Consider the following 12,254-nt stretch of genomic DNA (forward strand, 5'->3'; position numbering starts at 1 on the left):
GCTCGCCGGGCCGGGGTGACGGCCGGGCCGGCGGGCGTCCGAGACCGGTTGGCCGGTTCCGCGGACGCCCCCGCGCCCGCTGGGGCAGACTCGCCGGTAGCACTCACCCGGAGGGTCGCGCCGGCATGGACGATCGCTACATCCAGGAAGTGGCCCGGCTGATCGCGCGGGCCGACGCGCGGGGGCCGCGCGGCTGCGCGGAGTGCGGCGGCCGCGAGGTCATCACCGCCGCCGTCCCGCTGGACCCCGACACCATCGGGGTGGCCGCGATCCCGATCACCTACTGCCGGGCCTGCGACGGCGGCGATCCGCAGGTCGCCGAGATGTTCGCGCGGCTGGACGAGGCGCTCCGCCGCGACGAGTGACGGTCCGGGCCCGCGCGGGGAGTTGGTAGCCTCGGCGGTCACGTTCACGACCGGGGAGTGCAGCGATGAAGTCGGCCAGAAGGCCCGGGGGCAAACGGCCGGTGCCGGGGCGCGTCACCGGCTACGGGAGCGCCCTGGTGCTGGTGGCGCTCGCCGTGGCCGTCCTGCTGACACCGCTGCTCGGCAAGGACTCCGGCGGCGACCGCAAGGCCGCCGCCGGGCGGCCGACGGCGCCGGCCGCGCAGACCGGGCTGCCCGGCCTGGCCGGCGGCGCCCCCGGCGCCGCGCCCACCGGCACCGCGCCCGCCGCCGGGCGGAGCACCGCCCCCGTGACCGGCCAGAACGGGCAGAACGGCCAGGGCGGGGCGGGGGCGGGGGCGGGCGGCGGCCCGCAGGTCGTCCCGTCGCAGAACTCCGGCGGCGCCGGGGCCACCTGGTGCCCGGCCGGCACCGCCATCTACCAGGGCGTTCCCGGCGGCGTCGACCTGGTGATCAACGTGTCGGCGAGCGGCGCGGTCCGCGCCGACCTCACCCGCAACGGCGGGGCGTCCGCGATCTCCCGGAGCGCCACGGTCAACGGCGGCACGCCCCACACCTTCCACTTCACCGGCGTGCGGCCCGCCGACGTGAGCCGCGTCAAGATCACCACGGTGTCGATCGCGGCGGCCAGCACCACCTGCTACGCCCGCCCCGCCTGACCGCGCGGCGCCGCCGCCCGCCGGCCGGCGGCCCGGTCAGGGCGCGCCGGCGCCGGGCATCCGGACGTCCTCGACGGCCACGTCGACCGCGGCCACCCGCATCCCGAGCATCAGCCCGATCACCCGGGCCACGTTGGTCCGGACGACCTTGGCCACGTCCATGACCACGCTGCCGTACTCGACCGCGACGAGCAGCTCCAGGCTGACCTCGCTGTCGTGCATGAGGACGCGCACGCCCGGCCGCCCGTACGGATCGGGGTCCGCCCCGCCGGGCTCGGCGCGGCCGCCGAGCCCGGCGACGCCGGCGACCTCCAGCGCAGCCAGCGTGGCGATCTTCTCGATGACCTCGTCCTCGATGGTGATCCGGCCCTGCACCGCGCCGCCGCCCGGCCCGCCGAGGCGCCCGGGACCGTCCGGCGGACCGAACTCGTCGCGGAGCGGCCGGGTGCCCTCGGCGTCGGAGCCGGACCGGCCGGCCTGGTGCGGGATCTGCGGCGGGGGCGCCAGCGTCGGGGCGCCGAGCGGCAGGCCGCCGCCGGGGGTGGAGCCGGGCGGCGGGCCGGGCGGCCCGGGGAAGAAGGGCATGGACCTGACCTCGGGGTGCGGCTCCTGGCCGCCGGCGCCCGGATAGCCCTTGTCGAGGTCGGTCATGGAGCGGCTCCCCATCGTGCGGTCTCGGGTGCGGCGCGGGGGTCCCGGCGCCGCACGGCATGGATCGGTCGTGGTGCGTGAAGGGTGGTGCGGAGGGGTGGTGCGGAAGGGGCGTGCGAACAGACATGGTGGCGGAGCGGCGTCCGCCGCGTCACCGAACCCGGGATTTCGGGGCCGGGAAGGCGCGCGCCGGGAGCCCGGCGACCGAGCACCCGCGGGCGCTCTCTATGCTGCTGGCAGGCCGTGAGCAAAGGAGAGCACCGCCTTGAGCGTAGAGCCGGAGGAGCCCAGGGTGCCGGAGGCGCGCGCGGACGCGCCCGAGCCGCGCGCGCGGACCGTCCCGCAGCCCTCGTTGGAGGAGGAACGCGGCGGCGCGGGGGTCCCCGACAATTTCCAGCGGCTCTGGACGCCGCACCGGATGGCCTACATCAAGGGCGAGAACAAGCCCGCCGCCGGCGGCGACGCCTGCCCGTTCTGCGAGATCCCGGCCATGTCCGACGAGGACGGGCTGGTCGTCGCGCGGGGCGCGCACGTGTTCGGGGTGCTGAACCTCTACCCCTACAACTCCGGCCACCTGATGGTCGTGCCGTACCGGCACGTCGCCGACTACGGCGAGCTGGACGCCGCCGAGTACACCGAGCTCGCCGTCCTCACCCGGCGGGCCCTCACCGCGCTCCGCAAGGCGAGCGGCGCGCAGGGCTTCAACGTCGGCATGAACCTCGGGCTCGTCGCGGGCGCGGGGATCGCCGCGCACCTGCACCAGCACGTGGTGCCGCGCTGGGGCGGCGACACCAACTTCATGCCGGTGGTCGGGCACACCAAGGTGCTGCCGCAGCTGCTCCGCGACACCCGCCAGATCATCGCCGACGCCTGGCCGGAGGACTGAGATGACCGACGCCGCCCGCCGCACCCGCCCGGTGCTCGTCTACGACGGCGACTGCGGGTTCTGCACCAGCTCGGTGCGGTTCCTGGAGACGCGGATCGGCACCCGCGCCGAGGTGGTGGCGTTCCAGTTCGCCGACCTCGCCTCCCTCGGCGTCACCGCCGAGCGCGCCGAGCACGAGGTGCTGTGGGTGACGCCGGACGGCCGCGTCGCGGGCGGCGCCGAGGCCGTCGGGCGGCTGCTCACCGACGCGGGCGGCGTGTGGCGGGTACCGGGGGTGGCGATGCGGATCCCGCCGGTGAGCTGGCTCGCGCACGCCGTCTACCGCCTGGTGGCGAACAACCGGCAGCGGATGCCGGGCGGGACGGCCGCCTGCGCGCTGCCCGCCGCCCAGCGTCCGGGCGCGACCGCCCGCCCCGCGTCCTAGGCCGCGCGCGCGGGCGCCGGGACGGGGGCCTTCGCGCGGGGCCCGCCCGGCCGGGCCGGCAGCCGGTCCGACAGCCGCTCCAGCGGCAGGAACGCGGCCAGCCAGATCGCGTGCGGCAGGAAGTGGATGCTCATCAGCGCGTAGGTGACGGCGTGGAAGCCGGCGAACCCGGCGACCGCCAGGTACAGCGGCCGCCCGCGCAGGAACAGCAGGGCGGGGGAGGCGGCCTCGGCCGCCATGGTGAACCACTGGCTGATCTTCAGCGGCACCGTCCAGCCGATCAGCTCCCGGCCGAGCGGCGTGCCCCGGCGGCTGAGCGCCCACTGCATCGTGGCGCCGTTCGGCCAGGCGGGGAAGCCGCCGAACCGCACCTTGGCCCACGTCGACAGGAAGTAGGCGGCGACCACGGCGAGCTGGATGCAGCGCGCCGCCCAGGCGGCGTCCTCGCCGGCGTCCCGGTCCCGCACCGAGGCGCGCCCGGCCGTCGGCAGCACCAGCAGCGCGACGACGAGCGCGAGGTGGTCGTGGTCGACCTTGCCGTAGGACATGCTGATGAGGACCCACCACAGGTAGCCGAGCGCGGCGGTGTACCCGGCGAGGCGGGGCAGCCGTCCCGTCACCGCGACGAGGGCCGCCGCCAGGGTGACCGCGAGCAGCGCGTGCATCGCGTCCGGCGTCGGGGCGGGCAGGTGCAGCCAGCGGGCGAGCCGCACCGGCTGGTACAGGTCGGCGGGCAGCCGGGCGTGCGCGAGGGTGCTGCCGGTGAGCAGCAGCATGTCGAACGGCAGGAACCCGTAGGCGAGGATCCGCAGCCAGGCGATCCGGGCGAGCGGGACGGGCCCGAACCACCAGCGCCGCCACGCGGCGGCCGGGGCGCTCACCGGACCGTCCAGGAGACGCGGTCGGTGGTCGCGACCGAAGTGACCCGGCCGTGCTCCAGGGTCTTGACCTGCGACACCACGTAGACGCGGGTGAGGCGCGGGGCGCCGGGCCGCAGCCGCCGCTGCGCGTCGGCGATGCCCTGCAGCAGCGACGGGTCGTGCACGAACCGGCTCATCTGCCCCTCGACCTCCGCGCGCTTCAGGCCCGTCCCGACGGCGTCCAGGGACAGCTTGACCCGCCCGCCGCCCGCGGTGTCGGCCTCCAGCCAGTGCGAGGTGATGACGCCGCCGTCGCTCTTGACCGAGAACGCGAACTGCGACATCGGCCCGATGGGGAAGTCGTCGTCGCTGCCGAACAGGCTGGTGGCGAACAGCGCGACCACCGCGCCGGCGGCGGTGAGGACGCGCCAGCGCCGGCCCGCGGCGCCGAGGCGGCGGACCGGGGGAGCGGCGCTCACGGCGCGGCGGGCGCGGCGCGCCCGCCGGACCGGGCGGCCGCCCGGCGCAGCTCCGACAGGGTGACGAACGAGAACCCGCGCCCGCGCAGCCCGGCGATCATCGCGGGCAGCCGGCGGACGGCCTCCAGCCGGGACGCCTGGCCGACGTCGTGCGCGAGCAGCACGGTGCCGGGCCGCGCCCGCTGCACCACGTCGTCGATCATCCGCTGCGGGTCGCGGTGCAGCGCGCGGTCCTGCACGAGCAGCGACCAGAGCGCGATGTCGTAGCCGTGCTGGGCGGCGACGTGCACGGTGGTGCCGCCCATCCGGCCCCACGGCGGGCGCAGCAGGACCGGCTCGCGGCCGGTCACCGCGGCGATCGCGGCGTGCGTGCGGTGCACGGTGCGGTAGCCCGCCGCGCGGCTGAGGCGCGACAGGTCGTCGTGGCGCCAGGTGTGGTTGCCGACCTCGTGCCGGCCGAGCCGCCCCCGCACGAGGCCCGCGTGCGCCGCGAGCCGTGACCCGACCATGAAGAACGTCGCCGGGATCCGCGCCTCGTCCAGCACGTCCAGCGCCATCGGCGTCCACTTCGGCAGCGGCCCGTCGTCGAAGGTGAGCGCGACGAGCCGCGCCGCCGTGTCGACCGACCACACGATGTCGACCTGGCGCTCGGGCGGCTCCCAGGAGTCCACCGACGCCGCCGACGCCGGCACCTCGTCCTCGGCCATCAGCCGCCCGCCCGCGATCCCGCCCGCGCCCCCGAGCACCGCCCCGCCCGCCCCGAGCGCGAGGCCCCGGAGCAGGGAGCGCCGCCCCGGCGGGCCCGCGGCCGCCCCCGGCGGCGGTGCATCCGCTGTTCTCCCCATGGTGGCCTCAGCGTCGCACGGCGGCACGGTCAAGGTCATCCGTCGCGTGAACGAGGGTGTTCCGCTGAATATCGGCCGAAAGAAGGAGGAACGCCCCCGTCCCGTCCGCCGGACGGGGCGGGGACGTTCCCTGACCGCGCGGCGCGGCGCGCCGTCACGGGGCGTGCGCGGCCGCGACCTTGTCCGCCAGGTGGGCCGGCAGCGGCTCGTAGCGCAGGAAGCCGCGGCTGAAGGTGCCGGTGCCCTGCGACAGCGAGCGCAGATCGATCGCGTAGCGGACGATCTCCAGCTGCGGCACCTCCGCGCGGACGAGCGTGCGCCCGCCCGGCACCGTCTGCGAGCCGAGCACGCGCCCGCGCCGCGCCGACAGGTCCGACATGACCGCGCCCACGTGGTCGTCGGGGACGAGCACCGCGACCTCGTCCACCGGCTCCAGCAGCAGCATCGGGGCGCCGGCGGCGGCGTCCTTCAGCGCGAGCGCCCCGGCGGCCTGGAAGGCCATGTCGGAGGAGTCGACCGAGTGCGCCTTGCCGTCGCGCAGCGTCACCCGCACGTCCACCAGCGGGTAGCCGGCCGCGACGCCGCGCGCCATCTGGCGGCGGAGGCCCTTCTCGACCGAGGGGATGAACTGGCGCGGCACCACCCCGCCGACGATCTTGTCGACGAACTCGAAGCCCGCCCCGGACGGCAGCGGCTCGACGTCGACCCGGCAGATGCCGTACTGGCCGTGCCCGCCGCTCTGCTTGACGTGCCGGCCGAGCCCGCTCGCGGCGCCGCCGAAGGTCTCGCGGAGCGGCACGCGCAGCTCGGCGCGGTCCACCTCGACGCCGTACCGGCCGCCGAGCCGGTCGATCAGCACGTCGGCGTGCGCCTCGCCCATGCACCACAGGACGAGCTGGCGGGTCTCGGCGTTGTTCTCCAGCCGCAGCGTCGGGTCCTCGGCGACGAGCCGGGCGAGCGCCTGGCCGAGCTTGTCCTCGTCGGCCTTGGAGCGCGCCTCGATCGCGACCGGCAGCAGCGGATCGGGCATCGTCCAGGGCTCCATCAGCAGCGGGTCGGCGGGGTCGGACAGGGTGTCGCCGGTCTCGGCGCGGGCGAGCTTGGCGACGGCGCAGATGTCGCCCGCCGCGCAGGACCCGACGGGCGTCTGCGCCTTGCCGAGCGGCGCGCCGAGGGCGCCGATCCGCTCGTCCACGTCGTGGTCCTCGTGCCCGCGGTCGGCGAGGCCGTGCCCGGACACGTGCACCAGCGCGTCGGGGCGGAGCGTCCCGGAGAACACCCGCACGAGCGAGATGCGCCCGACGTAGGGGTCGGAGGTCGTCTTCACCACCTCGGCGACGAGCGGGCCCTCCGGGTCGCAGGCGAGCTCGCGGGGCGCGCCGCCGGCCACCGGCTCCACCCGGGGCAGGACGCGCTCGGCCGGTCCGGGGAACGCCTGGGTGACGATCTCCAGCAGCTCCAGCATCCCGATCACCGGCCCGGTCCGGTCGCCGTGCGGGACGCTCGTCGCGAGCACCGGGTGCAGGCCGCCGCGCGCGACGGCGGTCTCCAGGTCGGCGACGAGCGCGCCGACGTCGAGCTCCTCCCCGCCGATGTAGCGGTCCATGAGGGACTCGTCCTCGCTCTCCTGGATGATCCCCTCGATGAGCGCGGCGCGCTGCTCCTCGATCCGCCCGGCGAGCGCGCCGTCGGGCGCGCACTCGCGGCGCGCCCCGGCCGCGTAGTCGAAGCAGCGGCGGGTGAGCAGCCCGACGAGGCCGGTCGCGGCCTCCCCGGCGCCGACGGGGAAGTAGAGCGGGAGCACGCCCTCGCCGAAGGCGTCCCGGCACTGCGCGAGGACCTGCTCGAAGTCGCCGCGCACCTGGTCGATCTTGGTGATGACGACGGCGCGCGGCAGCGCGACCGCCGCGCACTCCTCCCACAGCAGGCGGGTGACGCCGTCCACGCCGTCCACCGCCGACACCGCGAACAGCGCGGCGTCGGCGGCGCGCAGCCCGGCCCGCAGGTCGCCGGCGAAGTCGGCGTACCCCGGGGTGTCGATCAGGTTGACCTTGGTGCCGGCGTGCTCCAGCGGCGCCACCGCCAGGTTCACCGAGCGGCGCTGGCGGACCTCGACGTCGTCGGAGTCGCTCACCGTGCCGCCGTCCTCCACCCGCCCGGCGCGCGCGATGGTGCCGGTCGCCGCGAGCAGCGCCTCGACCAGCGTGGTCTTGCCCGCGCCCGAGTGGCCGACCAGCGCGACGTTGCGCACGCCGCCGGGCCGGTCGGCCGCCGGTGCCCTGCCGGGGCCTCCTGACGGTCCTCCCCTGTCGGTCATGACTACCTCCTCGGAAGGGGCCCGCCCGGCGGGCCCGCGTCGGCTCGGGGCGGGCCGCGGGGGCCCGGCCCCGCGTCCGGGTGCGGCGTCCGGCCTCCCAGGATGCGTGACCGACGTCACATCCGTGCTCCCACCCTTCACCGGGCGGGCGCCGATCACAAGAGGCGAGGTCGGGTGACGGGCCCCGGCGGGGCGGGGCCGGCGGGGCGGGCCCGGCGTCACCACCTGTGCCGACATCGGCACTACGATGGGCGCGCCCGCGGCCCCCCGGGAGCGGGCGGACCGCCACGGCCCACGACCACGAGCCCTGAACGAACGGACGGCGATGCTCAACAAACTGCGGCCCGCGATCGGTCGCGTCCTGACCCCCATCGGACAGGCGGTCGCGCGGACCGGGGTCTCGCCGAACACCATCACCGTCATCGGCACCGCGGGCGTGCTGGTCGGCGCGCTCGGGTGGTTCCCCCGCCACTCGTTCTTCTGGGGCACGATGGTCATCACCGCGTTCGTGCTGTTCGACATGCTGGACGGCGCGGTCGCGCGCGTCACCGGCAAGACCTCCAAGTTCGGCGCGTTCCTGGACTCGACCATGGACCGGGTCGCCGACGCCGCCATCTTCGCCGGCCTGATGATCGGCCTGGACCGCGACGGGCAGCGCGGCCTGGCCGCCGTCGCCCTGTACTGCCTGGTCTCGGGCGTCGTGGTGTCCTACGCCAAGGCCCGCGCCGAGGGGCTCGGCTACACCTGCAACGTCGGCATCGCCGAGCGCGCCGAGCGGCTCATCGTCGCGCTCGTCGCGGCGGGCCTCGACGGGCTCGGCGTCCCCTACGTCCTGACGCTCGCGCTCTGGGCGCTCGCCGCCCTCAGCACCGTGACCGTCGGGCAGCGCTTCGCCGTCGTGTACAAGCAGGCCCGCGCGGAGCAGGCCGGTGCGGCACCGGCCGCGGCCGGGCCGCGCGCATGAGTCCTGGGCCCGGCCGCGAGGCGCTCGCCGCCGCCCGCGACGAGGTGATGGACACCGCGTACGCGCTCGGCTGGACCGTGGTGCGCAAGATGCCCGAGAGCGCCGCCCGGCTGGTCTTCAACTGCCTCGCCGACCGCACCTGGCAGCAGCACGGCGGCGGCGTCAAGCAGCTGGAGCGCAACCTGTGCCGCGTCCTCGGCAAGGACCGGGTGGACGACGAGGTCCGCGTCCTCAGCAAGCGCGTGCTGCGCTCGTACTTCCGGTACTGGCTGGAGGTGTTCCGGCTGCCGGAGTTCGGCCGCGACCGCATCCTCGGCGGCATGCACGTCACCGGCGAGAAGCCGATGTTCGCCACCCTGGACGCGGGCCGCGGCGTGATCCTCGCACTGCCGCACATGGGCAACTACGAGCAGGCCGGCGCCTGGCTCGTCTACAGCGGGTACCCCTTCACCACCGTCGCCGAGCGGCTGAAGCCCGCGTCGCTGTTCGACCGGTTCGTGGCCTTCCGCGAGGGCCTCGGCATGGAGGTGCTGGCGCACAAGGGCGCGTCGGCGTTCGGCAAGCTCGCCCAGCGGCTCCGCGCCGGCCGGCCCGTCTGCCTGGTGGTCGACCGCGACCTCACCGACAGCGGCATCGACGTGGAGTTCTTCGGGCGCACCGCGCGGATGCCGGCGGTGTCGGCGGCCCTGGCGATCCAGACCGGCGCCGCGCTGCACCCGGTCACCCTGTGGTTCGAGGACGGCGGCTGGGGCGCGCGCGTGCACGAGGAGATCGCCGTCCCCGCCGAGGGCACCCGGCAGGAGCGGATCCAGGCGATGACCCAGCGGCTCGCCGACGCCTTCGCCGAGGGCATCGCCGCCCACCCCGAGGACTGGCACATGCTGCAGAAGGTCTGGGTGGAGGACTTCCCCCCGGCCGCGCGGGACAGGACGGGCGGCCGGTGAGGGTCGGGATCGTCTGCCCCTACACGTGGAACGTGCCCGGTGGCGTGCAGCAGCACATCCGCGACCTCGCCGAGGCGCTCACCGGCTTCGGCCACTCCGTCTCGGTGATCACCCCGGCCGACGACGACGCCGAGCTGCCGCCCTACGCCGTGTCGGCGGGCCGCGCCGTCCCGGTGCCCTACAACGGGTCGGTGGCGCGGCTGGCGTTCGGGTTCCTGTCGGCCGCCCGGGTGCGCCGCTGGATCAACGACAACGACTTCGACGTGCTGCACGTGCACGAGCCCGCCGCGCCCTCGCTCGGCCTGCTGGCCTGCTGGACCGCCGACGGGCCGATCGTCGGGACCTTCCACGCCTCCTACGCCAAGTCGCGGGTGGTGTCGGTGACCGCGCCGATCCTGCAGAGCGCGCTGGAGAAGATCACCGGCCGGATCGCGGTGTCGGAGGCGGCCCGCACCACCCTGGTCGAGCACCTCGGCGGCGACGCGGTGCTCATCCCGAACGGCGTCGCCACCGCCCGCTACACCGCCGCCGAGCCGCTGCCCGGCTGGCCCGGCGAGGGCGGCGCGCTCGGCTTCCTCGGCCGCATGGACGAGCAGCGCAAGGGCCTGCCGGTGCTGCTGCGCGCCTTCGAGACGCTCGGCCGCGAGCGGCCGGGCCTCCGGCTGCTGCTCGCCGGCCCCGGCGACGCCGCCGACGCGCTCGCCCGGGTCTCGCCGGAGCTGCGCGACCGGGTCGTGCCGCTCGGCCTGGTGAGCGAGGAGGACAAGGTCCGCGCCTACCACTCGGTGGACGTGTTCGTCGCGCCGAACCTCGGCGGGGAGAGCTTCGGCATCGTGCTCGCCGAGGCCATGTCGGCGGGCGCGCCGATCATCGCCAGCGACATCGAGGCGTTCGACCGGGTGCTTCGCGGCGGCCGCGCGGGCGCCCTGTTCCCCGTCGGCGACGCCGCCGCGCTGGCGGCCGCCGCGGGGGAGCTGCTGGACGACCCGGCGCGCCGCAAGCAGCTGTCGGCCGAGGCCCGGTCGGCGGTGCGCGCCTACGACTGGTCGTCGGTCGCCCGCGAGGTCGAGCGCGTCTACGAGACCGTCGCGCTGGACGGCGTCGCCGTCGTCGCGACCGGACGCGGCGGCTGAGCGCCGCCGGAGGGGTGAGCGTGTCCTACGACTGGATCATCGACCTGCTGTTCTGGGTCGCGGTCGTCTTCCTGGTCGCGGTGTACGTGTCCTGGCGGGCCACCCGCCTGGACCGGCTGCACGTGCGGGTGGAGACGGCGCGCGCCGCGCTGGACGCCGCGCTCGTGCGGCGCGCCGCGGTCGCGCTGGAGCTCGCCGCGTCGCGGCTGCTGGACCCGGCGACGAGCCTGGTCCTCGCGACCGCCGCGCACGAGGCCCGCACCGCCGACAGCGAGGGCCGCGAGTTCGCCGAGAGCGACCTGTCGCGGGCGCTCCGCGCCGTCGTCGACCAGCCCGGCTTCGCCGCCGCGCTGGACGGGCGCGCCGACGGCGCGGCGGTGCTGGACGAGGTGGGCGCCGCCGCGTCCAAGGTCGTCTACGCCCGCAACTTCTACAACGACGCCGTCGCCTCGGCCCGCGACGCCCGCCGCAAGTGGCTGATCAGGGCGCTGCCGCTGGCCGGCCGCGCCCCGCTGCCCGGTTTCTTCGAGATCGACGACGACCCGCCCCGGCTTTGACGCCGTTCGCTACCCTCGGGCTGTTCGCCGGAAGAGAGGGTAGACGGTGGTCTTTGTCTGGAATCGGGCCGTGCGGTGCCGCCGCGCCGCCGCCGGGGGCGCCGCCGTCCTCGCCGTCACCGCGCTGACCTCCTGCTCGGACGGCGACAAGCCCGCCAAGGTGGCCCCGACCACCGCGGGGACGCCGGCGAGCCCCGCGCCGACCGCGACGGCCGCCGCCACCCACCCCTTCACCGGCGGGACGGCGGGCCTGCGCAACCCGGTGCTCGCCGTGAAGATCGAGAACACCCGGCCGGCGATGCCGCAGAGCGGCGTGAAGTCGGCCGACATCGTCTACGTCGAGCAGGTCGAGGGCGGCGAGACCCGCCTCATGGCCGTCTTCTCCTCGCACCTGCCGAAGAAGGTCGGGCCCGTCCGCAGCGCCCGCATCTCCGACCTGCACCTGCTGCCGCAGTTCGGCCGCCCCGCCTTCGCCTTCTCCGGCGTGCAGAGCAAGATGAAGAAGTACGTCCGCAAGGCCCCTGTCGAGGACATCTCCCAGGACAACGGGGGATCGGCCTACTACCGCGGCAACAACGCGGCGCCGCCCTACAACCTGTACGCCGACCCGCACGACCTGCTCAAGCAGGCCCCCAAGGCGCAGGGGCCGCGCGACGTCGGCTTCCGGTTCGGGCCCGCCCCCGAGGGCGGCACGCCCGTCAAGACCGCCTCGGCCAAGTGGCCCGCCGCGAACATGGCCTTCACCTGGTCGGCCAAGGAGAAACGCTGGCTGGCCTCCTGGGGCGGCCGCCCCGACATGGCCCGCGAGGGCGGGCGGCTCGGCGGCAGGACCGTCGTCCTGCAGTACGCCAAGACCACCCGGTCGAAGTTCCACGACTTCCTCGGCAGCTACACGCCGCTGATCAAGACCACCGGGACCGGCCGCGCGACCGTCCTGCGGGACGGGAAGTCCTACAGCGCCAAGTGGTCGCGGCCGAGCGAGGACAAGGGCACCACCTTCACCACCACCGCCGGCGCGCCCATGACCTTCGCCACCGGCCAGGTCTGGATCGTGCTCCTCAACGACGGCAAGCCCTACATCCCGTAAGGGGGCGGGGCCCGGTGCTGACACTGTGCCGGGTCGAGGAGCGG

General features: G+C 75.9%; 14 protein-coding genes. 9 read left to right on the top strand and 5 right to left on the bottom strand.

Going from position 1 to position 12,254, the window contains the following annotated elements; all coding sequences use genetic code 11:
- The first annotated feature begins 125 nt into the window (after positions 1 to 125).
- Together K1Y72_RS29375 and K1Y72_RS29380 are read left to right on the top strand one after the other, a co-directional pair.
- Positions 126 to 365 (top strand): hypothetical protein, encoded by a 240-nt coding sequence (locus tag K1Y72_RS29375; protein ID WP_220169749.1) that lies wholly within the window; start codon positions 126 to 128, stop codon positions 363 to 365.
- 65 nt (positions 366 to 430) lie between these two features.
- Positions 431 to 1,063, top strand: coding sequence for a hypothetical protein (locus K1Y72_RS29380; RefSeq protein WP_220169750.1), 633 nt, complete (start codon positions 431 to 433; stop codon positions 1,061 to 1,063).
- Positions 1,064 to 1,099: 36 nt separating this feature from the next.
- On the opposite strand, the gene K1Y72_RS29385 is transcribed toward K1Y72_RS29380, so the two are convergent.
- Positions 1,100 to 1,714, bottom strand: coding sequence for an Asp23/Gls24 family envelope stress response protein (locus tag K1Y72_RS29385; protein WP_220169751.1), 615 nt, complete (start codon positions 1,712 to 1,714; stop codon positions 1,100 to 1,102).
- Positions 1,715 to 1,979: 265 nt separating this feature from the next.
- Here K1Y72_RS29385 and K1Y72_RS29390 point away from each other — a divergent pair, with 265 nt between their 5' ends.
- Together K1Y72_RS29390 and K1Y72_RS29395 are read left to right on the top strand one after the other, a co-directional pair.
- On the top strand, positions 1,980 to 2,600 hold the full coding sequence (locus tag K1Y72_RS29390) for an HIT family protein (RefSeq protein ID WP_372453033.1): 621 nt from the start codon (positions 1,980 to 1,982) through the stop codon (positions 2,598 to 2,600).
- Position 2,601: 1 nt separating this feature from the next.
- Complete coding sequence (locus tag K1Y72_RS29395) at positions 2,602 to 3,024, top strand: thiol-disulfide oxidoreductase DCC family protein (RefSeq protein WP_220169752.1); 423 nt, start codon at positions 2,602 to 2,604, stop codon at positions 3,022 to 3,024.
- On the opposite strand, the gene K1Y72_RS29400 is transcribed toward K1Y72_RS29395, so the two are convergent.
- The 4 genes from K1Y72_RS29400 to K1Y72_RS29415 all read right to left on the bottom strand — a co-directional run bounded on the left by K1Y72_RS29400 (position 3,021) and on the right by K1Y72_RS29415 (position 7,525).
- Entirely contained in the window at positions 3,021 to 3,905 is an 885-nt protein-coding gene (locus K1Y72_RS29400) for an HTTM domain-containing protein (RefSeq protein WP_220169753.1), read from the bottom strand. The two genes, K1Y72_RS29395 and K1Y72_RS29400, sit on opposite strands and share 4 nt — an antisense overlap.
- The gene (locus K1Y72_RS29405) at positions 3,902 to 4,363 is read right to left on the bottom strand and encodes a hypothetical protein (protein ID WP_220169754.1); all 462 of its coding nucleotides are present in this window, start codon (positions 4,361 to 4,363) and stop codon (positions 3,902 to 3,904) included. The genes K1Y72_RS29400 and K1Y72_RS29405 overlap by 4 nt, the downstream gene beginning before the upstream one ends.
- Positions 4,360 to 5,208, bottom strand: a complete 849-nt coding sequence (locus K1Y72_RS29410; RefSeq protein WP_220169755.1) for a polysaccharide deacetylase family protein — start codon at positions 5,206 to 5,208, stop codon at positions 4,360 to 4,362. The genes K1Y72_RS29405 and K1Y72_RS29410 overlap by 4 nt, the downstream gene beginning before the upstream one ends.
- Positions 5,209 to 5,362: 154 nt before the next feature.
- On the bottom strand, positions 5,363 to 7,525 hold the full coding sequence (locus K1Y72_RS29415; RefSeq protein ID WP_220169756.1) for an elongation factor G-like protein EF-G2: 2,163 nt from the start codon (positions 7,523 to 7,525) through the stop codon (positions 5,363 to 5,365).
- Between the two features lie 325 nt (positions 7,526 to 7,850).
- Between K1Y72_RS29415 and pgsA the strand changes: the two genes are divergently transcribed.
- From pgsA to K1Y72_RS29440, 5 genes are all read left to right on the top strand, one after another.
- Positions 7,851 to 8,489, top strand: a complete 639-nt coding sequence (gene pgsA, locus K1Y72_RS29420) for a phosphatidylinositol phosphate synthase (protein ID WP_220169757.1) — start codon at positions 7,851 to 7,853, stop codon at positions 8,487 to 8,489.
- Positions 8,486 to 9,433, top strand: a complete 948-nt coding sequence (locus K1Y72_RS29425) for a phosphatidylinositol mannoside acyltransferase (RefSeq protein WP_220169758.1) — start codon at positions 8,486 to 8,488, stop codon at positions 9,431 to 9,433. Before pgsA ends, K1Y72_RS29425 begins: the two co-directional genes overlap by 4 nt.
- Positions 9,430 to 10,566, top strand: coding sequence for a glycosyltransferase family 4 protein (locus K1Y72_RS29430; protein ID WP_220169759.1), 1,137 nt, complete (start codon positions 9,430 to 9,432; stop codon positions 10,564 to 10,566). The genes K1Y72_RS29425 and K1Y72_RS29430 overlap by 4 nt, the downstream gene beginning before the upstream one ends.
- A gap of 20 nt (positions 10,567 to 10,586) precedes the next feature.
- Positions 10,587 to 11,123, top strand: coding sequence for a hypothetical protein (locus K1Y72_RS29435; protein ID WP_220169760.1), 537 nt, complete (start codon positions 10,587 to 10,589; stop codon positions 11,121 to 11,123).
- A gap of 70 nt (positions 11,124 to 11,193) precedes the next feature.
- Complete coding sequence (locus K1Y72_RS29440) at positions 11,194 to 12,210, top strand: DUF3048 domain-containing protein (protein ID WP_220169761.1); 1,017 nt, start codon at positions 11,194 to 11,196, stop codon at positions 12,208 to 12,210.
- The last annotated feature ends 44 nt before the right edge of the window (positions 12,211 to 12,254 follow it).

Source organism: Actinomadura parmotrematis, from assembly GCF_019458805.1.
Lineage (GTDB): Bacteria > Actinomycetota > Actinomycetes > Streptosporangiales > Streptosporangiaceae > Spirillospora > Spirillospora parmotrematis.